19 protein-coding genes are annotated in these 23,033 nt (G+C 51.7%); 5 read left to right on the forward strand and 14 right to left on the reverse strand.

The window, feature by feature from the left end; genetic code table 11:
- Nucleotides 1–60 precede the first annotated feature (60 nt).
- The gene (locus AC5I5B_RS22170; RefSeq protein WP_060727268.1) at nucleotides 61–966 is read left to right on the forward strand and encodes a LysR family transcriptional regulator; all 906 of its coding nucleotides are present in this window, start codon (nucleotides 61–63) and stop codon (nucleotides 964–966) included.
- A 79-nt stretch (nucleotides 967–1,045) separates the two neighbouring features.
- Here the strand turns inward: AC5I5B_RS22170 and AC5I5B_RS22175 are convergent, their stop codons facing one another.
- Both AC5I5B_RS22175 and AC5I5B_RS22180 read right to left on the reverse strand, forming a co-directional pair.
- Nucleotides 1,046–1,831, reverse strand: coding sequence for a hypothetical protein (locus AC5I5B_RS22175; protein ID WP_003505558.1), 786 nt, complete (start codon nucleotides 1,829–1,831; stop codon nucleotides 1,046–1,048).
- A 107-nt stretch (nucleotides 1,832–1,938) separates the two neighbouring features.
- Nucleotides 1,939–3,702: an ABC transporter ATP-binding protein gene (locus AC5I5B_RS22180; RefSeq protein WP_060727266.1), complete on the reverse strand. Its 1,764-nt coding sequence runs from the start codon at nucleotides 3,700–3,702 to the stop codon at nucleotides 1,939–1,941.
- A gap of 375 nt (nucleotides 3,703–4,077) precedes the next feature.
- Here AC5I5B_RS22180 and AC5I5B_RS22185 point away from each other — a divergent pair, with 375 nt between their 5' ends.
- Nucleotides 4,078–4,827 carry a class I SAM-dependent methyltransferase gene (locus tag AC5I5B_RS22185; RefSeq protein ID WP_174054809.1) on the forward strand — a complete coding sequence of 250 codons (750 nt, stop codon included), beginning with the start codon at nucleotides 4,078–4,080 and terminating at the stop codon, nucleotides 4,825–4,827.
- Nucleotides 4,828–4,862: 35 nt separating this feature from the next.
- Nucleotides 4,863–5,204 (forward strand): FkbM family methyltransferase, encoded by a 342-nt coding sequence (locus AC5I5B_RS22190; RefSeq protein WP_174054810.1) that lies wholly within the window; start codon nucleotides 4,863–4,865, stop codon nucleotides 5,202–5,204.
- A gap of 233 nt (nucleotides 5,205–5,437) precedes the next feature.
- Here the strand turns inward: AC5I5B_RS22190 and AC5I5B_RS22195 are convergent, their stop codons facing one another.
- Genes AC5I5B_RS22195 through AC5I5B_RS22205 form a run of 3 tightly spaced genes read right to left on the reverse strand, consistent with a single transcriptional unit; the run spans nucleotide 5,438 to nucleotide 9,161 of the window.
- Nucleotides 5,438–6,583 (reverse strand): DegT/DnrJ/EryC1/StrS family aminotransferase, encoded by a 1,146-nt coding sequence (locus tag AC5I5B_RS22195; RefSeq protein ID WP_174054811.1) that lies wholly within the window; start codon nucleotides 6,581–6,583, stop codon nucleotides 5,438–5,440.
- A gap of 58 nt (nucleotides 6,584–6,641) precedes the next feature.
- Entirely contained in the window at nucleotides 6,642–7,724 is a 1,083-nt protein-coding gene (locus tag AC5I5B_RS22200) for a Gfo/Idh/MocA family protein (RefSeq protein WP_060727263.1), read from the reverse strand.
- A gap of 42 nt (nucleotides 7,725–7,766) precedes the next feature.
- On the reverse strand, nucleotides 7,767–9,161 hold the full coding sequence (locus AC5I5B_RS22205; RefSeq protein ID WP_223564909.1) for a hypothetical protein: 1,395 nt from the start codon (nucleotides 9,159–9,161) through the stop codon (nucleotides 7,767–7,769).
- A 230-nt stretch (nucleotides 9,162–9,391) separates the two neighbouring features.
- Here AC5I5B_RS22205 and AC5I5B_RS22210 point away from each other — a divergent pair, with 230 nt between their 5' ends.
- Nucleotides 9,392–10,531: an ATP-grasp domain-containing protein gene (locus AC5I5B_RS22210; protein ID WP_174054812.1), complete on the forward strand. Its 1,140-nt coding sequence runs from the start codon at nucleotides 9,392–9,394 to the stop codon at nucleotides 10,529–10,531.
- A 54-nt stretch (nucleotides 10,532–10,585) separates the two neighbouring features.
- On the opposite strand, the gene AC5I5B_RS22215 is transcribed toward AC5I5B_RS22210, so the two are convergent.
- Nucleotides 10,586–11,527, reverse strand: coding sequence for an FkbM family methyltransferase (locus AC5I5B_RS22215; RefSeq protein ID WP_174054813.1), 942 nt, complete (start codon nucleotides 11,525–11,527; stop codon nucleotides 10,586–10,588).
- Nucleotides 11,528–11,827: 300 nt separating this feature from the next.
- On the opposite strand from AC5I5B_RS22215, the gene AC5I5B_RS22220 reads away from it, so the two are divergent.
- On the forward strand, nucleotides 11,828–12,724 hold the full coding sequence (locus AC5I5B_RS22220; RefSeq protein ID WP_174054814.1) for an FkbM family methyltransferase: 897 nt from the start codon (nucleotides 11,828–11,830) through the stop codon (nucleotides 12,722–12,724).
- 74 nt (nucleotides 12,725–12,798) lie between these two features.
- Here AC5I5B_RS22220 and AC5I5B_RS22225 read toward each other — a convergent pair whose 3' ends face one another.
- From AC5I5B_RS22225 to AC5I5B_RS22260, 8 genes are all read right to left on the reverse strand, one after another.
- A complete protein-coding gene (locus AC5I5B_RS22225) occupies nucleotides 12,799–14,586 on the reverse strand; it encodes a rhamnan synthesis F family protein (protein WP_112295713.1) in 1,788 nt (595 codons plus the stop codon).
- Between the two features lie 79 nt (nucleotides 14,587–14,665).
- The gene (locus tag AC5I5B_RS22230) at nucleotides 14,666–15,511 is read right to left on the reverse strand and encodes a glycosyltransferase (protein ID WP_112295714.1); all 846 of its coding nucleotides are present in this window, start codon (nucleotides 15,509–15,511) and stop codon (nucleotides 14,666–14,668) included.
- Nucleotides 15,512–15,513: 2 nt separating this feature from the next.
- On the reverse strand, nucleotides 15,514–16,779 hold the full coding sequence (locus AC5I5B_RS22235) for a rhamnan synthesis F family protein (protein ID WP_174054815.1): 1,266 nt from the start codon (nucleotides 16,777–16,779) through the stop codon (nucleotides 15,514–15,516).
- Between the two features lie 171 nt (nucleotides 16,780–16,950).
- The gene (rfbA, locus tag AC5I5B_RS22240; protein WP_003505575.1) at nucleotides 16,951–17,817 is read right to left on the reverse strand and encodes a glucose-1-phosphate thymidylyltransferase RfbA; all 867 of its coding nucleotides are present in this window, start codon (nucleotides 17,815–17,817) and stop codon (nucleotides 16,951–16,953) included.
- Entirely contained in the window at nucleotides 17,814–18,707 is an 894-nt protein-coding gene (gene rfbD, locus AC5I5B_RS22245) for a dTDP-4-dehydrorhamnose reductase (protein WP_174054816.1), read from the reverse strand. Before rfbD ends, rfbA begins: the two co-directional genes overlap by 4 nt.
- A gap of 4 nt (nucleotides 18,708–18,711) precedes the next feature.
- Nucleotides 18,712–19,767: a dTDP-glucose 4,6-dehydratase gene (gene rfbB, locus AC5I5B_RS22250; protein WP_174054817.1), complete on the reverse strand. Its 1,056-nt coding sequence runs from the start codon at nucleotides 19,765–19,767 to the stop codon at nucleotides 18,712–18,714.
- A gap of 2 nt (nucleotides 19,768–19,769) precedes the next feature.
- Nucleotides 19,770–20,339 (reverse strand): dTDP-4-dehydrorhamnose 3,5-epimerase, encoded by a 570-nt coding sequence (rfbC, locus tag AC5I5B_RS22255; RefSeq protein ID WP_035212887.1) that lies wholly within the window; start codon nucleotides 20,337–20,339, stop codon nucleotides 19,770–19,772.
- Between the two features lie 255 nt (nucleotides 20,340–20,594).
- The gene (locus AC5I5B_RS22260) at nucleotides 20,595–22,661 is read right to left on the reverse strand and encodes an ATP-dependent helicase (RefSeq protein ID WP_174054818.1); all 2,067 of its coding nucleotides are present in this window, start codon (nucleotides 22,659–22,661) and stop codon (nucleotides 20,595–20,597) included.
- Nucleotides 22,662–23,033 lie beyond the last annotated feature (372 nt).

The raw sequence follows: 23,033 nt of genomic DNA on the forward strand, positions 1-23,033 counted from the left end.
CGATGGTTCTTGCATGAAATAGAATGCCGAAAATATTATCACTTGTGAGATGAAGTCATCATGGCGCGACTTGAGATTAACCGGGCAGGGGAGATGGAAATCTTCGTGCGGGTCGTTGAACTCGGAGGTTTTTCCCGTGCGGCCGCGGCGGCGAACATGACGCCTTCAGCGGTGAGCAAGCTGATCGCACGGCTGGAAGGCCGCCTGGGCGCGCGCCTGCTCATCCGCTCCACCCGGCAGCTTCAGATCACGCCGGAGGGCTGCGCTTTTTACGAGAGGGCCACCCGCATCCTCGCCGATCTCGAAGAGGCCGAACGCGCCGCCGGCTTGGGTGAACAGCCTGTCGGCCGCGTGCGGATCAACACCAGCGCTTCTTATGCAACGCATATTCTTGCGCCCATCCTGCCACGCTTTCTGTCGCTGCATCCGGGCATCACGCTCGATATCGTCCAGACCGATCAGGTGGTCGACCTCCTTGCAGAGCGCATGGATGTCGCGGTGCGTGCCGGGCCGCTCAAAAGCTCAAGCCTCGTTGCCCGCAAACTCGGCGAGACAAGGATGATCATCACCGCCGCCCCTGACTATCTGGAGCGCTGCGGTGTGCCGCAAACAATCGCCGATCTGGAAGATCACAATCGCCTTGGGTTTGGATATGCCCGGTCAGTCGACGGGTGGCCATTGCGGGACGACGGAAAGACCGTCCTCATCCCGGCGACGGGACGTGTGCAGGTGAGCGATGGTGAAGGCCTTCGCCGTCTGGCGCTTGCCGGCGTCGGGCTGGTGCGTCTTGCCGCTTTCACCGTGAGGGAGGATATCGCCGCCGGCCGACTGATCCCCGTGCTCGATCATCTCGATACGGGTGAGACGGAGATGTTTCATGCCGTCTATGTCGGCCAGCGCGGGCCGCTTCCCTCACGCATCCGGGCGCTGCTCGATTTCCTGGGCGAATACGGGCGGGTGAAGTGACCTTCCGGAGGCATTGGAAAGCGCGACCCGGATGAAGACGGCGGGGGGCCAAAAAAAGGGCGTCCCGAATGAGCGGGGCCTATGGTTTCGGACCGGATAGCGTGAAAGCACCAACCGATTTCAGCGTGATCTGCGTCTCGCCGGCAAGTGTGCTTGGTATCGCACCGCAGAGACTGCCCGTCGTCACGACATTGCCGGCCTTGAGCATGTCGCCCTTGTTGAATGCCGCATTGGCAAAGGCGACAAGCGGGGCGAGCGGATCAGCATTCGGATGTTTTACCGTGGCGTCGAAAAGCTGCGCCGACCCCTCGGTAACGGTAAGCTGCGGCAGGTTCTCACCATTTCCGGCAAAGACATCCACGATGTCTTTATCCACTTCCGGGCCGATGACGAAGCCGTGGTTGGCGAGGCGATCCGCGAGAAAAAGCGGAAACGGCACCTGATTTTTCTCCACCAGCCTGTAGCGGAGAAGTTCAGCACCAAGGTGGACCTTGTCGATATATCCTATCAGGTCGTCTCTGGTCAGCGGCCCCGCCGCCGCAGCGGGGATATCGGCGGAAAGCGTAAAGCAGATTTCGACCTCGACGCCTTCGGTGCCATCTTCAGGAAAAGAAGCGAGATTGGTTTCATCGACCCGAACGCAATCGAACATGGGCGCCCCGATGGCCTCGCCATCCGGGCGGATCGCCAGTTTCCAGCCGGCGACCGGTTCCGCCCATTTTTCAGCAAAAGCCCGCTGGACCGCCATAGCCTCTTCAAGGCCACCGGGAATGAGGCCCTCCGCCTGCAACGCCGCCAGAGTGATTTTTGTACCTTCGCGGCTCGCTGTGGTGAAACTTTCGGCCAGTTTTTCGATTGCCGTCATTGCGTCTAGGGTCCCGGATGTTTCAAACGGCAGATGCTGTCATGATTTGGCGCTGTCTGCCAAGGCCATCCGAAAAACGGCATGGGCCTGCCAATATCGCTCGGCGATCAGGCGACGTCCGCGTCGAACTGAATGCTGTGAAGGCGCTTGTAGAGGCCATCATTCGCGAGCAATTCGCGGCGACTGCCCTGTTCGACAACTTCGCCATTGTCCATGACGACGATTTTGTCAGCCCGGTTGATCGTAGAAAGGCGGTGGGCAATGACGATCGAGGTTTTGTTGAGCGTCAAACGTTCCAGCGCATCACGCACCAGTGCCTCAGATTCTGAATCAAGAGCACTCGTTGCCTCATCGAGAATCAGAATATCCGCGTCCCGAAGCATTGCACGGGCGATGGCCACACGCTGTCGCTGTCCTCCAGACAGGCCAGATCCGTTCTCGCCCAGCCTTGTGTCGTAACCCTCAGGCATCTTCATAATGAAATCATGCGCATTTGCGGCTTTCGCAGCGGCGGTGATCTCCTCCTCGGTGGCATTGTCTCGCCCTACCGCGATGTTGTGTTTGATTGTACCGGAAAACAGAAAGGTTTCCTGACCGACGTAGGAGACATGTTCGCGCAGGCTGGCGAAGGAAACGTCGCGCAAGTCCATTCCGTTGATTTCCACGGATCCGTTCTGCGGATCGTAAAGGCGCATCATGAGGTTGATGATGGTGGATTTGCCGCTGCCGGAAGGTCCCACCAACGCGGTCATTTGGCCACCTTCGAAGAGAACGCTGACGTCCTTTAAAACCGGCTGGCCGGAAAGATATTCGAAGCTGACATTCTTGAGTTCAACATCGCCACTTGCCTTCTGGAGGACAACGGCGTCCTTTTTCTCCGCGAGCGTCAGCGGAGCGTCCAGAACCTCGAACATCATGCGCACGCCAATCATGCCGCTCTCGATTTGTACACGCATGCGCGCCAAACGTTTTGCGGGCTCATAGGCCAGAAGCAGCGCTGTGATAAAAGCCATCAGGTCGCCAGGAGAGCCACCCTTTTCCAGGACAGTGTAACCAGAAACAGCAATCACCACTGCAATTGCGAGGCCGGACAGGGTTTCCATGATCGGGCTTGTCGCGGCTTCGAGCTTGGCAATCCCGTTCGATCGGTGTTCCACATCCGAAACGGCCTTGTTCATACGTTGGCGCATCAGTTTTTCGAGTGAAAACGCCTTTATGACTCGAACGCCGATGCTCGTTTCCTGCACGACATTGACGATTTCGCCGATAGAAGCCAGCTCGGCTTCCATGATCTTTCGTACCCGCCGCAACACCAAACGGACACTGAAAATGGCGATCGGACCTATAATCATGGAGATCGCACTCAAAAGGAAATTCTGGGCGAACATGACAATGATCAGCCCTAAAAGAGAAAACAGATCGCGTACAAACGAAGTGACGATCGTGTCTATAACGCTGCGGGCTGCTTGCGCATTATAGGTTACGCGCACGAGCAACTCAGAAGAAGGCATGTTCTGAAAAAAAGACACGCCTTGCTGCAATAGACGATCGTATATTTTGCGTTGCTGCTCGGCAACAATGCTGTTGCCTGCTTTACTCAAATAGAAGCTCTGAAAAAAAGTGGCGAAGCCTTTGACGATGAAAATCATCGCTACGGCAAACGCGATCTCCAGCACAACGTCGAATCCGCGTTTCAGATAGACGCTGTTGACGATGTCGCGCATGATCCAGGCGCTGAGCGATGTCGTTAGCGCGACCACGAGCATTGCGGCGATAGCGACAGAATACCAGCCAACATGTTTCTTAAAATTCTCTCTAAATAGTCGCGTCAACAACTTCTTGTCGTTCGGCGACAAAAACGATCCGATCACGGAAAAATCCTTATTTAGGGTCGACGCTGCGATAGCCCGACAATGCATATACAGCCATCAAGAGGTGCGATTTTCGCTACCCTCGCTCGCTAGTTAATATACATACCTCTTATTGCGTAACCACACAGGCTTTGATCTTGAGCTCATTCGCATAGCGTTCTGTCTCGTTGCGGCTAGCAAATAGTGTGCTGGGGACAGGCTGTCAATATTTTGCTTGGAGGTGTTGGAAAACCTTCGGGAAGTTGGCCGGAGACGTGCGCCTTATGGCGATGGAAAAATCTGCGGCCGCAAATTGTTTTTTGCTTCAAAGCAATATGCGGTTGTCGGGAAGGGTTTTCCTAATGTACCAATAAGGCATATTTTTTGGGGGACTAAATGGAATGCGCAATCCTCATCGGGTGTACGAAACGAATTTTTCATAATTTCGCTAGGAATGCTGGACGTAGCACGTTCATTCATGACTTCACGAAATTTGTCGAGGATGCATTGGCGAATCCAAGGGGGGATCAGGACCCTCGAAAAGCTGCTGGCATGGCCCCGGAACCTTACAGGCACAATAGCGACGTTACAGCCAACACTCAGGCTTTAAAAAAATATCCACTTGGCATGATTGAGCCAGAGATCGATAAGTGGGAATGGCTCTATGAAACGCTAGATGACAGAGATTCCCGGGACCTGCTTATATCTGTCGTCGCATATAGGGCTATTGGCTGGAACTACGTGAAGCTCCCGCTGGATAATCCGGAATTTGCTAAAGCAGTGGAGGAGCTCGAAAATCTTGCCTCTGACCTCGACGTCCCTGATCATGTCAGGCAGAAGGGGATGAGACGTTTCCATCTTCGCACGATCGGAAAGGATCTGAACGTTTTCAGTGAGGCGTTCGGTATTTTTAATGAATTTGTTTACCCGCAGTATTCCTATCGGGGATCTCACAGGGTTTTTACGGCGGAACGAGGAGACTACGTTCTGGATTGTGGCGCTTGCTATGGCGGAACAACATTAAATTTTGCTCATGATGTTGGGCCGGAGGGGCGCGTCTACAGCTTTGAATTCATGCCGGAGAATACGGCCGTATATCGCTCAAATGTGCACGAGAATGTTAATCTCGTTAATCGGGTTGCCTGATTGAGCGTCCTGTCTACTCGCAATCGGATTTAACTATGTCGATTACGGGAAGAGGTCCCGCCACTCAGGTACATCTTGGAGAAATTGAGGGCGCTGAAAAAGTGCAATCTATAAAATTGGATGACTTCGTCGCCAATAGTGGTTTGCCTCGGGTAAATCTCATAAAAATGGACATTGAAGGTGCCGAGATGGAGGCCCTAAAGGGGGCAACTGCCACGATCGAGAAATTCAAGCCCAAAATGGCAATTTGTGTTTATCACGGGCTGTCTGATTTTTATGAGGTTCCGAGACTGCTAAAAGGTATCCGAGACGATTACCGCATATTTTTTGGACATAGCACGACCCATGGTGATGAGTCGGTGATATTCGCAGTTTAAACTGTTACAGCGTTCAAGTTACTATTTGTATTCTGATCCCCAGTAGTCGAATTGTTTGGGGATCAGAGCAGTTGCGCAAATAGATCGTTCGCCCTTCCTAATCTTGGCAGTCCATGGGTGAAAACATCTCGATAGATGCCGGATCATCCAAATGCCTTGAGTTACGGCAACACCTTACTCGACCCCAGCCTTATCAATGCGTGATTGCCCAAATCCATTCCTTGAAGCCAAAATCACCGGCGGAAAACGTCTTCCATTATTCGGAGATGACTATCGCTTACTGAAGAGTGGAAAGGCAAGCAAAGCACTTGCTGCTTGGCGGTCTCTGCGTAAGGTACATGCCTTGTCGTAACGATTGAGCTATCGCGATAGGGCACGTAATCAGTGCAAAGGGGATAGAAGTATTTGCGGCAATGTATCTTATAAGAGTCCAACTCTTTCTTAATATCATCCCTATGACGACCGAACTTTTCAGCGGCTATCCTGACCAGGAAATATTGTTCCGACTGGGTTGCATTTTGGCCAACGTCCTGAACCAGGACGCCATCCAAACCGGACAAAATCTCTTTATACTTCCTTCTAAGAGTGGATCGCGCTGTTCTTTCGCGCTCAAAGATTTCGAGATTGAGCAGGCCGATTGCAGCCTGCATTTCATTTATTTTTCCGTTGAGGCCTATGGAGACGACCTCTTCTTCATTTTTTATGCCGAAGTTCCGCAGCAAATAGATGCTTTCCCGATCCGACGGGTCCGGGGTAGTTACGAGGCCGCCTTCAATCGTGTTATAGAGCTTCGTGGCATGGAACGAGAAAATCGAGGCGTCGCCCAAGGTCGCGACCGAACGTCCGTCAAGGCGTGATCCGAATGCATGCGCAGCATCATAGATCAATTTAAGATTGTGCTTTTTCGCGATAGTCTGCAAAGCATCATGATCGCAGATGCAGCCATAGGAATGCACGGCGAGAATCGCGGATGTGTTCGGCGTGACTGCCGCTTCCACAGCCGCGGGGTCAATCGTGAGGTCGGACTCCCTGATATCTGCAAATACAGGTCGCAAGTTATTCCATACGATTGAATGAGCCGTAGCAGCAAAAGTCATGGGGGTCGTGATAACTTCACTGCCCGCCGGTAAATTAAAGTGTTTGAGGGCAACCAATATACCGGACGTCCCATTATTGAAGAGCATCGCGGTTGGTGCTTCGAGGAACTGTGCCAGCCGGTCTTCAAGTTGCAGGCTCAAAGGACCATGATTTGTGACATGTCCGGAGGCCCAAATTCGGGCCATATATTCATTGACCTGATTGAGGTCAGGCAGCAGCGGCTTGCTGACGAAGAGGGGCTCCGCGACGCTCTTTTGGTCGATGGAAGAGATCGAATTCATGACTTCAGTCCTGCGTATTAAAATTTCGCGCTCGTTTGGCATGCGAATCTTATCTAAATCAACTCTTGGTATCCAATGGCACGCTTTTGACATTCACCACGGAGCCCGTTTTGCTTGCAAGTACAACTGCTTCCAGGACGCGCATATTCGCCAGGCCATCTTCAGCGGATACGAGAGGCCTGGACTTGCCCGCGATCACATCTTCAAAATGTGCTAGCTGCTCGGCCAAGGGATCCACACTAGGTGTGTCCAACACTTCTGTGTCGAACGGCTTCCACCATGAGGGAATATCGCCCTCGTTATAATAGCGAGCCCGCATTGTCGGGAAATCCAGCGACCCGCGTGTTCCCGCGAAATGGTAACAGTCTGCGTCATCAAAGCGAGGATATGCTTTATTCTCGCCGCTCGTCATCTCCCAGCTTCTGTTACTTGCGGCGATATCGGATAATATAAACGTTCCCACAGCGCCGTTCTCAAAAATAATAGTAACTGCGACGGTGTCTTCAACCGCGAACTTTCGGCGCTGGTTGCTGGCATAGGCTGAAACCGATTCGATTTCTCCGCAAAGATATCGCAAAATACCGATATCATGAATGAGATTAATGAGGATTGGTCCTCCCCCAGGCAGGGAGCGCCAGGGTCCTTCATCGAAATAGTGCTCGGGTTTCCTGAAAAGTGCAGAACCTCGCACGGCAACAAGATCACCAAATGAGTCGGAATCTATGAACTCCTTAGCGGCAGAAAGGTAGCTGCTATAGGTCCTGTGGTGACCCACCAGCACCGGGACATTGTGTCGTTTCGCAGCCGCGCAAATCAGCGTACCTTCCTGAAGAGTTACTGCCAGAGGTTTTTCAACGAAGACCGGAATGCCTCGCTCGATGCAGCAAAGGGCTTGTTCGGTGTGAACGGCATTCGGAGAAGCAATGATGGCTCCATCGATTTCCATGGCATCGAGGGCTTCTTCAATGCTGTTGAACATTGGAACGCCATGTTCGCTGCAAAATACAGCGTTATGATCGTGGTTCGGCGCAACAATCGCAACAAGATCGCTGTTTTTCGATTGTTCCAAGAGTTCCACGTGCCGCTTCCCGATCAAACCAGGGCCAGACAGGAGGATTTTGTTCGGTTTTCCTGCGCTCAATATTATTCCCCAAAATTCCTATGTTAGTCCTAGAGATGATGCTCAGAGCCTGATGGACGCGGCTTCTGTAAAGGCCGATAGCGGTCGCAATTCAAAATCTCTATTAATCAGCATTTCTATTCTGCGAATGTAATCCGCTCGCGAATACAGTTGGTCATAAAGTTCGATCATGCGCATATTCGTTTTCTGATAAAACTGACGGTCGCTTTCCAAAGCGCGTATGCGCTCGCTTATCCCGTTTATCATTTCATCGGACGAAGTGAAAATATTGTCGAACTGTAAAAGTTCCTTCGTTGGGAAAAATTCATCATTATAAACCGCGAAGCCGACGCCGCCTTGATGGATGGGTTGAGCGAGGTACCCGTCAAATCCTTCTCCAAAAGTTATCGAAAACCTGCAACGTGTCGCGAGGTCCATAAATCGATCGAAGGTGATTCCGCGAATCTCCCGTAGCGTGTAGTCAGGGAGCTCCTGTTGGAGCTTCTCCAGCACGGCGCTTTTATATGGGGCGTCGTCCGGGGAATATATGATTAGTTTTTCTTTGTCCTCATACTCTATGGGCTCATAGTTGCTGAGGTCCGTATAGGCCGGAAGAAGAAGTGTCGGCAAATTATAACGTTCGGCAAACTGCTGGCCGAAATATGCGTGATGGGCAACAGATTGCGTAATTTCCGTCGATATCGCGCGAAGGTCTTCGAATTCCTCTTTTTCGGGCATTATATCAGTTTTTTGATTGAGTATATTTACAAAGAACTTTTCTCTTGATTTCAAATAGGATAGCTGCTCCTGCCCGAGGTTCTTGACGAAATCAACGGATGCATATTCAGGAATCTGCAGATAGATTGTCTTAGCGGCCTTGCAGCGTACGATTTGGTTAAAACGGAAAACATCTTCGCTATTGCGAAAATTACGCTGCCTATTGTACGTCAAATCCATAGGATTTGGTCTGGTCATAACCAGTATAAAATAGTCATGCTTATGCCGGAGATTATAAGCAGATTTTGCGATCGAGAAGAAGGAATATATTCCTCCACTCATCTCGTTGTGCTCGGGAACGAGTATAACGAGAATATTCTCCGCCCTCTCCGCCTCTAACGGGAAGTTCTGGTCCTGTACATAGTGAGCAGCACGAGCGACGAACGGGTCTCCTGAGAAAGGTAGATCAGGAACACCGGACGATGCCCTAAGTACTCGTCCTTCATGTCTTCCATACTTTAAATAGTGTACGAAAGGGTTAATGCCTGACTGTAAGACGTCAGGATTTTGCATGAGGTAACCATTGGTACTAAAATCCGGGGTCGGATCCCGCCCTTCCTTCCAGCCGCGCTTTATATAGTGCAGTACCGGGTCAATATTTTCATTACGCAAATCGCGATTCGTATTGAGATAGTAACTTGTATCAAAAGCGTGCCGAATAAAATTCGCATCTCTTGACATTCGAAAGCGCTTAGATAGCTGCTTAACCAACCGAAACTTCAAGTTATACCACCCTCTACATGAAAGTTTGCGCCGTCAATATAAAATTCAACCGTGAGATACCAGTTCATTTCCTCAGTATCAACCACTGCTGGTTCTTCCGCGTTTGATATATTTGTGGCATTAGCTGCCTGTCAATAAACATATGTCATCCATTCGTTATGTGTATGACACTCAGGCCGGAGATAAACGTGACTAAAAAGGTTCTGTTGCTTGATACCGCATTTGCGGCGGTTCCGATCCATAGTTGGCTTGTGGCCAAGGGAATGGACGTTTGGACCATGGGAAACAGGGCGTATGATCCACTCGTGCTGGCGGCGCGGGAACGTTGGATTGAAGGCAACTACGGGGATGCGAATTTTGTTGCATCTGTTTTGTCGGAGAGGCTTTTTGATGCCGTTATTCCCGGATGCACTGACGTATCCATGGACACGTTCGTGCGATTGAATTTTCATAATTTTTATAAATTATCACACGAAACCGATCAGACGCTGAACAATAAGCAATTATTCCGGAAAACATGTGAGGAGCTTGACTTGCCGGCGCCTCGCGTTTTTTCGCCGACATCGTTACCGTCATCTGGGAAAATCATCTGCAAGCCTGTGGACAGCTTTAGCGGCAGAGGTGTTAGTGTTTTTGCCGCAAATGATGTTACGGCGAGTGCGGTAGCGATTGAAAACGCACGTAAACACAGTCCGGTCGGTAACATCATCTGCGAAGAATTCGTGGAAGGCGAGTTGCGCAGTTACAGTGCCTTTTTGAAGTCGGGGAGGGTGCGCGTAGCTTTTTCAGTCCGAGAGGGGTCCCGCTACGATCCTTTTGCCGTTGACACTAGCTACTTGGCAGATGAAATCGACGCTCCCGAACGGCTGGAACTTCAGAAATCAGTCGAAAAACTCGCTCGCCATCTGGATTTGTGCGATGGACTGCTCCACGTCCAATATATTTGCGGCAATTCGAGAATAGCTATCGTTGAAGCGACCCGTCGGTGCCCGGGAGATCTCTATGCGATGCTGGTAGAATATAGTACCGGCTTCCCGTTTGCTTCGAATTACGCTGCTGCATTTGTCGGAGAAGCAGTGGATGAATGTCCGCCAGTGCGACGGCGGATTTTGCGTCATACGGTAAAACAGACGGGCTCTTCGACGTTTAACGGCCTGGAATTCACGGATCTCGAAAACATCTTTAGGATTGTTCCGGTTCGGCGACTTGGAGAAGCCATGAATCCTAAGATCCTAGAACGAACAGCCTTGGTTTTTATGGACTATCAGGATGATAATGCGTTGAAACTCGCATATGAGCGGCGCTTGGACGCACGGCAAAATCAGTAGCTAAAACGACCTCGCCGGTATCATTTCTGGCCCGGCGAGGTCATCTGCGTTTCGTTAATTCAGATTTAACTTGGCGGCTTTGTCTTCGGGGACGTAAAAGCCATCGCCACCGGAAAACTCACGGAGTACTTGGCGATAACCGTTTTGGGCCATCAACTGCACCAAGTGGGCTTCTTCTGACTCTGCTCGATGCTCAAGGCTGACGAATTCAAAGCGGTATTTTGCGAAGGGAAAGTTTTCGAGTATGACTGCCTCGGAGCCTTCCACATCCATAGACAAATAGTCTATTACCGATGGAGCTTTGTGCTCTAAAAGCAAGTCCTCCAGTGAAATCGTATTGACACTATACGACACGCGGCTTTGCTGCTCGCCTTGTTCTACAATTACCGATGACTCTAGAGCGTCTTCAGTTTCTGTAAACTTCAGAACCTCGTTACTTTTACTCCATACACAACGGGTGTCGATGATTGCTGTGCGATTTTTAAACAAAGCCTCATGCCATGTTGTCGCAGGCTCCGCAAGAATACCCTTCCACCCGAAACGCCGCTCGAGCAATATTGTATTGTTTATAGCGAGTCCATCACAGGCTCCGAACTCGACAAAGTAGCCATTCCTTTTCCCACCACTAAGAAGGAGACAGAAAATGTCCTGATAAAATTGTGTGTCAGTGCTCTCGACAGAAGATAAGACGTCTGCAACATGACTTGCATCTGTCCGATGCAACGATTGGCTCGCAATCTCAAATATCTTAAAGAGTCTCTTTCGCTGTAGGATTAGCTGGCGAACTGAAAAAGCATGATATTCTAGTTCAGATTTTATCTTATCGACATCGCTGCCGCTTTGGATGTTCGTTTCTTCTACGAACTCAGAAATCGTAACTCGAATTTCTTCCAATTTACTCTGGATTGCCGCGATTGTCTCGGTATTTCCCAGTTCCGATACCAAATTATCAAGACCCTTGACCTCCCCTAGGAGGTCATTAAATTGCCTTTGCATGTTTCCGTCACATCCCTTCAAATTCGATACTTCGGTCGGGACCGTTACAAATCTTCACACGCCACGCAATAGTTTTTTTAACGGGCGTTGAGGGATGGGGATACAAATTTGGTTGTGCCCAAGGCTTTTCGATGCTCGAGGAATAGAAACCTCGTCAGCACAACTTGTCTCCGGCGTGTGAGGGTGGCATTTACAAAGCTGGCCAACCACTAGGGAATCTGCCGCTTTTTTAAATTTTTCGTTTTGGGCAATGTCCGTGACTTTGTTCAGGGCATATTGAATTTCTCGATGGAGGTCGGAATGTTGACTGAAGAGGATAAAGCAGATCGCTTTAATCTGAGGGCGTTATTTGAAAAAAGACAATCGAATGAAGCGACGAAAGCTGGCTTCTTCTATTTCGAAGACCAGAAATTTATGATCGCCCAAGGGAAAGAAACCTATGTTGTGGTCACTGGCGACATGGCTGTCGGTTATCCTCTCTTCATGCAAGGCGAAAGCGATTTTTCGAAGTTCGTGGACGCGTTTTCGCTTCTTCGCGACGCGAAAGGCAGGAATTGCGATGTCCTGTGGGACATTGGTGCCAATATTGGATCAATATGCATTCCGGCTCTCACACGTAATTTCGTTAAAAAAGCCGTGGCGTTTGAGCCGGAAAACCAACTTTTCAAGCTGCTTCGAGTTAACACCATTTTGAATGGAGTCGATGGGCGTATTCAGTGTCACAATACGGCGCTCGGTAATTTTCGCGGATCGGTAGAATTGACAATGTCACACGGAAATACCGGTGACTATAGAATAGCCGGTCGCTTGTTGGAGGATGATGCGATGGGCGAATCATCTCGGCAAAAGCAATCTGTTGAAATAAGGCCTTTAGACGATTTCAAAGAGAGTTTTGATGAAAACTCGACGCTTATATTCATGGACGTCCAAGGTTATGAAGGTTTGATACTTGGTGGTTCAACGCAGATATTATCGAAATCGCCCCCGCTAGTTGCAGAATTTTGGCCGTACGCCATGAAAAGACTGGAAACTTACAAGGTGTTTCGCGATATAGTGTGTTCGGGCATATACTCGGAATTTGCTGTTCTTTCCGAAACTGAGAATCGTTTTCTACCTCTCAATGCCCAAGCGCTTGATGGTCTGTATGAGAAAGTGGGAGAGCATCACGACTCGTTTACAGACCTGTTATTTGTCTGAATGTAACAACGATGGCCAGCATTGACGTGCTGGCCATCGAGACCCAGACTAGCTCAAAAAGCGTGACGATTTTTCTATCGCGGGCTATTTTTGACACTTGGTATAAGATCTTGCTGGAAGCCCTCGTTGACGAGAAACTCGACGACTTCCGGTATGCTCCCGTCAGCAGTTGCATCTTTGATGATCTGGGTTTTTACAAAAGGAAATCCTCTTTTGATTAGCTCTCTCCAACAGTGGATAGAAGGGTTGTGATGCCAATTTCCACGGTTGCCGTCGGTTTCATAAAGAGGACCACATGTTAGTCCCGCATGGGTTAATTTGCTCGTCATCCCAATTTCATACAAAGCGATAATGCGACTTTTATCTTGCCATGCGAGAACTGAATCCCAGAACCTGTGGACTGTTTGAGACTTCAAAGCTCTTTGGTTAAGGTGGATAAAATAGCTCTGCAGGTGGCGTCTGCCTATGGTGCTATCAGTCAATCCAGTAACATCGTAAGGGGAAGCAGACAGTTGGTTGAAAAGCGGTTTCAGTGACGGCTCTTTCGGTATCATGCTGTCGTTGGCGAAAAGTAGGGTTTTCGCCTGCCAAATTTCGGGGCGTTTCCGTAGCGCTGTTGCCCAGAGGGCGAAGTCGTGACCGTCATTCGCGCGCGCAGCGAAGCCATCACAGAAAGCCTCCCCAGGGTCTTTGCCCTCTTTCGGAGACGTAAGGCTCACGCCAAGACCATAAATGTGAAATCCCTGCTCCTTAAGTGCCCGCATATAAGCGAGCGCGTGAGGCGCGAACCGACCATCCTCTCGGAGTAGTCCGACGAATAGACAGCAATTCCTGTTCGCTGGATTTGCAAGTGGGCGATGCTCCACCCATTCAGCTTGCACGACGGGGTGGCCAATAATCTGCTCGCCAGCATTCAAAGGCATGGGACTTATTGCGAACCCTGCTTTTTCAACGACTGCCGGTATGAGCTTGAGCAATGCGTCGGAGTCATAGATGCCGCTATCGACATCGGCAGACTCGATATTCATCGTTTTTATCCAAATAAGCGCGGATTTGCGCACTAGACATACCGCTGGAAAAGAGGGGCGGTTATCTATCTCCGCGAGATCGAGATTCATGAGTTGCGCAAGCCGTCTGGTTTTTCTTTCGTTTTTCTTTCCGCTTCGGCTACCGTTGTCGACGTCCCAGGTCAAAAGCCCAATTCCAGGATTTGTCTGCATAAAGCTCCATGCAGGACCTAGTTGGGCGGGCCGTTTACCAAAACGCTGCTCAAGTAAATACTGAATCGCGGGTCGGCTGGTTTCGGAAAATTTCTCCTCATTCGCCAGAAAGATGAGTTCACCGTCGTCATTATTAACTTCATCCAGAAGGTTTTTCAGTACCTCGACGGAAAAGAAACCCTCCTTCACCGGGGGGAAGGGCAAAGAACCATCAACTCCTTTGGGCAGTCGAAAGTTATGAAAAGCGAGCCGCTCTATATTGGAGGCGGCTCGGGTCATAAATCGACCGAATGTTATTTCACGCAGCTGCACCCCGGTAGAGGTTCGGATTTCTGGCCAGTAGGTGCCTTGTTTGCGCCGTACGTCATCGAGTATCTCTCTTATCTTTATACTGATCGGCCTACGTTTTCGGGTTCTCGGAATAACGAATACGTTAATAGGCGCGATAGACGTGAATTTCAGGGTATTGTTTCCCTGTATGGTTCTTATCAAGAAATATGATTTATTTTTTTGCAGATTCAGCAAGTATGATTCTTGTTTTCCGCCTGCGTTAATTTCCACAGTGCAAAGGCCCTTATCTTGTGTTTTCACCACAAAATAGTGCTTGTTTATTGTTGATATCGAAATTTGTGTTGTAAACATCAAGATTCTTGGCTCGCTACGATCACTCTATCTTGTCTTCGATTTTTTCACTTCGCAACGACGGGAAGCGCAATTATGTTCATATCGCCTCACGACATGTGCTGACGATACCTTGAAAGAAGCCCAGCGCTTTAGCGCGACGCCGCGCTGAAAAAAGCATTGCAGGTGAAAGAAACAAAAATGCGGCTTGGCAGAGGGTCGACAACAACGGGAAAGGCCTATGGTGCTTTTTTCCCGTATAAATTCTTGATCTTGCCATATGATAAGCTTTGAAGCGGGCAATCTCGGGTGAGCGACCTGACGAGTGACCGCTACTATGCACTATGAGTGCATCTCGAACAAACATAAGCGGACCAATTTTCGCGAGTCTGAGCGAGAGATCATCATCCTCGTGGTAGAGGAATATGTTTGGGTCGAATCCTCCGGAATCGCGAAATATAGCGCTTGAAACGAAAATCGCTGCTCCGCTCAATATAGAAATTGGCCTGTCTTGAGGGGGCCAACTCCGGGGCATATATTGCTGACGTGACAGAAGCCAGGAGCGCCTTTTAAAATAAGGCGTGGAGTCACTGTTTGCAATCCGAGGATTGAAGGCAGAAGCTGCTGGATAGCGTTCGGCCGCGATTAGCAAGGCATCGATAGCGCCATCGGTTAACCTTGCATCTGGATTGAGAAATAATAACCAGGGTGTGGTCGCCACCTCTGCGCCGGCATTGCATCCGCGCCCAAAGCCCTCATTTTTATCAAGTTTCATGACACGTATATTGCGATTATCAGGGAAATCATGAAACCGACTATGTCCGCCGTTATCCACGAGTATGATAGACGTTGCCTCAGGAACGGACGCAATCATTTCCTGAATAACGTCTTCACTTCTGTAGCATACCGAAATTACAGTTACGTCTGCCGCGGATAATTTTGGCACTCTCAAATAAACTCCACCATCGATATTGTCCCGTCGTGCGATGTTGGCTGCTTCGCTGCGACCTTGTAGCCGGCTTGTTTGGCGATGGCGGAAAAGGTACGTTCCAAACCATGTTGGAGCGTGCCTTTCTTGGCTCCGTTTTCTGGTTGGAAATCTTTGAGACCTATATTGGCGCGCTCCAGTAGCTTAAATGCCGCCGGACGAAACCAAAACATCGTTCCTACAAAGAATTGCGTGTCCTGGGGATCGAAGGTCACATCCGCCCGTTTAAATACCTCTCTCATATGACCCAACTCATTCTTAATGTATTGCGATACAGGTTTTCCCTTAAGTGGCAAACTCAAGTTTCTTGGACCGAGAAGGCCGAGTTCGGGATTCTCGGAAAAGGACTTAAGTACATGAGTACCAGCACCATTTGCTAAAAGGCAGGCAAGTGTATAGCGACGAATTCGATGTCCAGAGATAGTTTCTTTGCCATTTTTTCGGGACAGTTTGCCGTGAATCTTGCAAACGGCATCATAGTTCTTAAAAATCCCCTGCTTCAAAAGCTCCATGAATGGGCCGACATCCCGGCCGCGATTTTCCATATGGATGATCCGAGCGTTGGGAAATGTCGTAAGTACATCGTTCCGAAAATTAGAATCTTGCGCCGTCACGCTGATGACGACGTCCATATCCACAGCGTTTTGAAGAAGGGCGGACTTAATCTCGGGCCATGTTTCTATGTAGTGCAGGTGAACATAGACGCAGGCTCGCACAGGTGGATGCGAAACAGCGTTTTCAGAATGGTCGAGTAGGGGCCATCCCTCGTCTAGCCAATCCCAGCCATTGTTTTCTTTCGATAAATCATCAAGCCCATATAAACGCAGAGCGCGATATTCCACGTTGGCGAATGCCGCAGCTTCCGCTACTTCTTGATCGCCAGAAAGACAAAGAAGCTTCTCTCCGGGACCGAAATTTTGAAGCCTATGGCGCTGAATAGCAGCCAATGTCTTTTGTATTGAAAAGAACGTATGGGAGGCAGGTATGAAGTCGATACTTGTCTCCCGTTGGCCGGGCCTATTAGCTAGAAAGCGAACCTTTCCGGCACAAACAGGTTTTTGTAAATGCAAGGCGTAACGTAATTGGCCTTGGCTCAAATCAAGTCTGCAACACCGTTCGACATCATCCCCGTCGATAAGTTCAATCGCTTGGACCTCGGGATCAGTGTTCTGAAACGAGAGTTTGTAATATCCGGGTTCAAGAGAAATTGTCTTCACTTGAGGCATCTGACAGTCCATCCCAAAGTGCCGCTCAATCAAACAGAAACGGACGGCACAAAAATCGTCCGACCGTTTTGGCGATCTTTATCTGGATAAGCATACGTTGACGGTCATGCCTTTGATGTAACCCCAATTGAGTTGGGAGGGACCGCGCCCTCCTAATGCAGGGAAAGCAGATCATACATTCGCAAGTTTACGCAAGTAAACGCCATAATCGCCCTTGCCAGCTTTTTCGGCGATTTCGGCAAATTGCGACTTGGTGATGAAGCCTTTGCTCAGAGCAATCTCTTCCGGACATGCAATCTTGAAGCCTTGTCGCTTCTCCAGTGTTCGCACGAATTCACCAGCCTCGAGAAGACTCTCCGGCGTGCCGGTATCAAGCCAGGCGTAACCGCGCCCCATGATCGATACTTTCAGCTTGCCGCGCTCCAGATAGGTCCGATTTACGTCCGTAATCTCGTATTCGCCGCGCGCCGAAGGTTTGAGATTGGCCGCGATGTCGACCACATCCGCATCGTAAAAATAAAGACCCGTGACGGCCCAATTGGATTTGGGCTTTGCGGGCTTTTCTTCGATGGAGAGAGCACGCATTTCGCCATCGAAATCGACCACGCCATAACGTTCGGGGTCATTCACATGATAGGCGAAAACCGTCGCTCCGTCGTTGACGCTCGTGCCTGCCTGCAGAAGCTCCGGCAATCCGTGGCCATAATATATGTTGTCCCCCAGGATAAGACACGATGGGGAACCCGCCACGAAGTCCGCTCCGATCATATACGCCTGCGCCAGCCCATCAGGGCTGGGTTGAACCGCATATTCAATGGAAAGACCCCATTTTGAGCCATCACCCAGGAGAGACTGGAAAAGCGGCATGTCATGGGGTGTAGAGATAATGAGAATTTCGCGGATGCCGGCCAGCATCAGCGTGGTCAGCGGATAATAGATCATCGGCTTGTCGTAGACCGGCAGGATCTGCTTCGAGACCGCCAATGTCATCGGATGCAGGCGCGTGCCGCTGCCTCCGGCCAGAATGATGCCCTTCATGGCGTTTCCTTTTTGCTCTGCGCAAGAGCGGTGACGACCGCGCGCGTTGATGTTTGCCAGTTCGGCAGCCTTATGCCGTAAACCGCTTCCAGCTTGCTGCAATCAAGGCGCGAGTTTGCCGGACGCCGGGCTGGTGTAGGGTATTGTGCAGTCGTGATGTCGTTGACGATCATCGACTTCCCGCCGTTTTCTTCAGAAAATGCGAATATCTGTTTCGCGAAATTCGCCCAGTTCGTTTCACCGGTTCCGGAAAGATGAAAAACTCCACGAAGACGGGGCGAGGAATCGTCCACGAGTTTCCTTGCGATTGCTACGATAGCGGTAGCGATATCGTTGGCCGAAGTAGGGCATCCGAACTGGTCCGCAACCACATTGATCTCGTCGCGGTTCTCGCTCAGCCGGAGCATGGTTTTCACGAAGTTGTTGCCATATTCCGAATAGACCCATGCGGTTCGCAGAACGGCGTAATTGCCGGTAGCCTCCGAAACGGCTCGTTCGCCTTCGAGCTTCGAGCGACCGTAGATGGAAGTAGGGCCTGTAGGATCACTTTCGACATAGGCGGTGGCCTTGGCGCCATCGAAAACATAATCCGTAGAAAGATGAATCACGGGAATACCGATGTCACTTGCCGCCTGCGCGACGGCCCTTGCTCCGTCCCGATTAACGGCAAAAGCGATGTCCGGCTCACTTTCTGCCTTGTCGACAGCGGTATAGGCAGCAGCCGATACCACGGCATCGGGTTTTACCTCTTGTAGCGCCTTCAAAATAGTTTCAGGCTGCGCAAGGTCGAGTTCCGGTCGACCTAGAGCCACGATCTCCAGCTCGGCGCTCGCCAGCGCCTGAAGGGCGCTGACGACCTGACCATTTTTGCCGGTAACTGCCAGCCGCATCCGCTCAGCCCTTTGTCAGAACGCCGAGGCGCTCTCCGGCATAAACTCCCTCGCGAAGCGGCTGCCACCACCACTCATTGTCGAGGTACCATTGCACGGTCTTGCGGATGCCCGTCGCAAAATTTTCCTGTGCTTTCCAGCCGAGCTCGGTTTCCAGCTTCGTGGCGTCAATGGCGTAGCGCGCATCGTGACCAGGGCGGTCCGTGACGTATTTGATGAGCTCGGCATAGGGTTTGGATTGAGGGCGCAGTTCGTCGAGAATGGAGCAGATGCAGTTCACAACATCGATATTCTTCTGTTCGTTTCTGCCGCCGACATTGTATTTCTCGCCGGCAAGGCCCTTTTGAACGATAAGCCACAGAGCGCGGGCGTGGTCTTCCACATAAAGCCAGTCGCGGATGTTCGCGCCGTTTCCATAGACCGGCAGCGGCTTGCCTTCCAGCGCGTTGAGAATGATCAGCGGAATGAGCTTTTCCGGGAAATGGAATGGCCCGTAATTGTTGGAGCAGTTGGAAATGACGACCGGAAGGCCGTACGTGCGCTGCCAGGCTGTGGCGAGATGATCGCTCGCGGCTTTCGAGGCGGAGTATGGCGACGATGGGTCGTAAGGGGTTGTTTCTTCGAAAAGACCATCGTCCCCGAGCGAGCCGTATACCTCGTCGGTTGACACGTGAAGCAAGCGGAAATTCGCCTTGGCGTCATCCGCAAGGCCGCTCCAATATTGCCGCGCCGCCTCCAGCATCGTGAAGGTGCCGTTGATGTTGGTCTGAATAAAATCAGCGGCGCCGGTTATGGAGCGGTCAACATGGCTCTCGGCGGCCAGATGCATCACGTAATCCGGCTGGAATGTCGCGAATGCGTCATTCATCGCGACCCGGTCACATATGTCGGCCTGAAGAAAGCGGTGATTGGGTGCATTTTCGATTGGCTTGAGGGACGCCAGATTTCCTGCATATGTAAGTTTGTCGACAGTGAGAACATCCGCGCCGATCTCGCTCACAAGATAACGTACGAGGGCCGAGCCGATAAATCCGGCGCCGCCGGTAACTAGAACGCGCATCATCAGTTTCCAGTGTTTTGGTAAGTGAAATATTCAGGCAATTCCGACAGAAGCGGTTGCTTGCCATCCTTCTCGGAAAGGACGTAGCCTTCCAGCTTCGGCCAATTGATACCAATGGCAGGATCATCCCATTTAACGCCGCGGTCGTTGGCCGCACTATAGGGCGCCGTCACTTTGTATGAGATGACCGTGTCGTCAACGAGCGTCATGAAACCGTGGGCAAATCCCGCCGGAACCCACAGCTGCTCGCCATTTTCGGGTGAGAGTTCTACAGCCGCCCATTGTCCGAAGGTGGGCGATCCTGTTCTGATATCCACCGCGACATCCAGCAGCCGGCCCCGAATGCAGCGAACGAGCTTGCCCTGTGCGAAAGGCTCTGTCTGAAAATGAAGCCCTCTTACGGTCCCGGCCTGTGCGGACAGGGATTCATTGTCCTGCACGAACTCCACGTCGGCTACATTTTCGCGAAACCATTCCCTCTTGAAAACCTCGCTGAAGTAACCCCTGCTGTCGCCGAAACGAGCCGGAGTTATCTTTTTTAAGCCTGATATCGAGAATGCTTCTAGTTGCACTATGCGGATCCTGTCTGGTCTGCCTACTCAGGGTGATATGGCTTTATCGGTAGGGACAGTCAATAACGCTTTATTGATCGCCCACACAAGAGCGACGGAATCTCCGTCGAACAGCATGTCGAAAGCCTGTTGGGCCGCGGCCTGTTTTTCACGTTTAGAGAATGATCGGGTGTCAGGAAGAACTCCCAAGCTAAGTCGGCGCCGGCCTCGTCCGTTCGCGCATCGTGCAGGTCGATATTCCCGGGACCCCCGCTCTTATTTCCACATCGCCCGCATCCGCGCACCCACATCAATCCGGATCTGCTGCGCGCTTCGTTCCGAAGCGGCGGCCGAAACCAGAGGCCAGGTCATCGTTTCGAAGAATTGCAGCAGGGTCGCCGGTATGAAGCGGGTTCTTGCGGCGTAGACATGCCGGTCACCCTGCTGGTTCTGCCCGCCGGTGAAGAAACGTTGCGGTGTTATCAGCGACAGGCTGTCCTTGGCGCGGGTCATGGCGACATAGAGCAGCCGGCGTTCTTCCTCCAGTTCCTGGGTGGTGCCGACCCCGAGGTCGGAGGGAATGCAGCCATCGACCACATTCAGGATGAAGACGGAACGCCACTCCTGGCCTTTTGCCGAATGGATGGTCGACAGGCTGAGATAGTCCTCGTCGAGCAGCGGCACGCCGGCCTGATCGCTGGTGGCGTCGGGTGGATCGAGTGTCAGCTCGGTCAGAAAACGTTCGCGTGAGGGGTAGCCGCCAGCGATCTGCTCGAGTTGCAGCAGATCTGCCTTGCGGGTGTCGGCGTCCTCATGGATGCGTTCGAGATGGGGTTCGTACCACAGCCGTGCCTGCCCGATTTCACCCGGCCAGCCATTCGGGGCCTGCCGCAGGCCCACCAGCATCTGCGTGAAGGTCGTCCAGTCATCGCCGGTCTTCGGAGGGGGCGGAATTTCAGCAAGGGCAAGCAGCGGCTCGGGGTCTGTCGCGATGGCATCGAGAATATTGCCGGCCTTCTTCGGTCCGATGCCGGGCAGCATCTGCAGCAGCCGGAAACCGGCGACGCGGTCGCGCGGGTTCTGCGCGAAGCGCAGCACGGCCAGCATGTCCTTCACATGGGCGCTGTCGAGGAATTTCAGGCCGCCAAATTTGACGAAGGGGATGTTGCGGCGGGTCAGTTCCACCTCGAGCGGCCCGCTATGGCTGGAGGTGCGAAACAGCACGGCCTGCTGTTTCAGCGTCATGCCGGTTTCGCGGTTTGCAAGAATCTGGTCGATGATGAAATTCGCCTGTTCGGTTTCGTCCTTCACCGTCACGAGCTTCGGGCGCTCCAGCGATTCCCGCTCGGTCCAGAGGTTTTTGGTGAACCGCTCGCGCGCCAGATCGATCACGCCGTTGGCGGCCGCAAGGATCGGCTGTGTCGAGCGATAGTTGCGATCGAGCGTGATGATGTCGGCCGCCGGGCTGAAGGACGCCGGGAAATCGAGGATGTTTCGCACTGTCGCCGCCCGGAACGAATAGATCGACTGCGCGTCGTCGCCCACCACGGTTAAACCGCGACCGCCGGGTTTGAGCGCCATCAGCACGGAGGCCTGCAACCTGTTGGTATCCTGATATTCGTCGACCATGACATGGTCGAAGCGGTTGCCGATATCATCAGCCAGAATGGGGTCGCTGACCATCTGGGCCCAGTAGAGCAGGAGATCGTCGTAATCGAGCACGTTCTGGACTTGTTTTGCCTCCACATAGGCTGCAAACAGTGCCTTAAGTTCGCTCTCCCAATTGGCGACCCAGGGATAATGCTGGCGCAATATGTCCTTGAGCGGCGTCTGGGAATTCACTGCGCGCGAATAGATGGCAAGACAAGTGCCTTTTGTCGGAAAGCGGCTTTCGGTCTTGGAAAAACCCAGCTCGTGCCGGGAAAGGTTCATCAGGTCGGCGCTGTCCTCGCGGTCGTGGATGGTGAAATCGATGTTGAGCCCGATCTGTTCGGCATAAATGCGCAACAGGCGCGCGCCGATGCCGTGAAAGGTGCCTGACCACGCGAGCGCGTCGGTGAGAGCCCCCGAATTGCCGCCGAGGACGTGTTTGCAGATACGCTCCACGCGGCGCGACATTTCCGTGGCGGCACGCCGCGAAAACGTCATCAGCAGAATACGGCGGGGATCGGCGCCATTCACGATCAGATGTGCGACACGGTGGGCCAACGTATTGGTCTTGCCCGAACCGGCCCCGGCGATGATCAGCAGAGGCCCGGCCGTGTGGCCGTCTGTCAGCCCAACGCCATGCTCCACCGCCTTGCGCTGCTGTTCGTTGAGCTTTTCCAGATAGGCAACCGCCATGCGAACAATCCTTGATACCTGCCTGTCCCCATGGTGAGGACATCTTCAGAGATGGCAGTTGTCGGAATCGCCGGCCATTGTCTGCCCTGTTGTCGCAATGATTAGCAAAGACTCAAACACCAATCCAGAACAAATGCTGAACGCCTCTTTCCCGTCGTTTAAACACGGTCGGTGGTGAGATTTATTGTTCCGAAAGGTCGCTTGCAGTTCGTCGGTGGCTGCTGGTTGCCGGGCGTGCCCGATACCGCAATCGCAAATCAGATTACGCATGAGGAAATAGCGGTATTATTATGAAATATATGAATATTCTCAATTTGTTTCAGTGCATTTTCTCATTCTGCAGCGAAACCTTTGAACCAACCCGGTGATCCG

Source organism: Agrobacterium sp., from assembly GCF_059499945.1.

Bases quoted from the DNA above. Each gene is read 5' to 3' on its own strand.
- AC5I5B_RS22170 (WP_060727268.1), top strand. From the start codon at position 61: ATGGCGCGACTTGAGATTAACCGGGCAGGGGAGATGGAAATCTTCGTG.
- AC5I5B_RS22175 (WP_003505558.1), bottom strand. From the start codon at position 1,831: ATGACGGCAATCGAAAAACTGGCCGAAAGTTTCACCACAGCGAGCCGC.
- AC5I5B_RS22185 (WP_174054809.1), top strand. From the start codon at position 4,078: ATGGAATGCGCAATCCTCATCGGGTGTACGAAACGAATTTTTCATAAT.
- AC5I5B_RS22190 (WP_174054810.1), top strand. From the start codon at position 4,863: ATGTCGATTACGGGAAGAGGTCCCGCCACTCAGGTACATCTTGGAGAA.
- AC5I5B_RS22195 (WP_174054811.1), bottom strand. From the start codon at position 6,583: ATGAATTCGATCTCTTCCATCGACCAAAAGAGCGTCGCGGAGCCCCTC.
- AC5I5B_RS22205 (WP_223564909.1), bottom strand. From the start codon at position 9,161: ATGTCAAGAGATGCGAATTTTATTCGGCACGCTTTTGATACAAGTTAC.
- AC5I5B_RS22215 (WP_174054813.1), bottom strand. From the start codon at position 11,527: ATGCAAAGGCAATTTAATGACCTCCTAGGGGAGGTCAAGGGTCTTGAT.
- AC5I5B_RS22220 (WP_174054814.1), top strand. From the start codon at position 11,828: ATGTTGACTGAAGAGGATAAAGCAGATCGCTTTAATCTGAGGGCGTTA.
- AC5I5B_RS22225 (WP_112295713.1), bottom strand. From the start codon at position 14,586: ATGTTTACAACACAAATTTCGATATCAACAATAAACAAGCACTATTTT.
- AC5I5B_RS22235 (WP_174054815.1), bottom strand. From the start codon at position 16,779: ATGCCTCAAGTGAAGACAATTTCTCTTGAACCCGGATATTACAAACTC.
- rfbA (WP_003505575.1), bottom strand. From the start codon at position 17,817: ATGAAGGGCATCATTCTGGCCGGAGGCAGCGGCACGCGCCTGCATCCG.
- rfbD (WP_174054816.1), bottom strand. From the start codon at position 18,707: ATGCGGCTGGCAGTTACCGGCAAAAATGGTCAGGTCGTCAGCGCCCTT.
- rfbB (WP_174054817.1), bottom strand. From the start codon at position 19,767: ATGCGCGTTCTAGTTACCGGCGGCGCCGGATTTATCGGCTCGGCCCTC.
- AC5I5B_RS22260 (WP_174054818.1), bottom strand. From the start codon at position 22,661: ATGGCGGTTGCCTATCTGGAAAAGCTCAACGAACAGCAGCGCAAGGCG.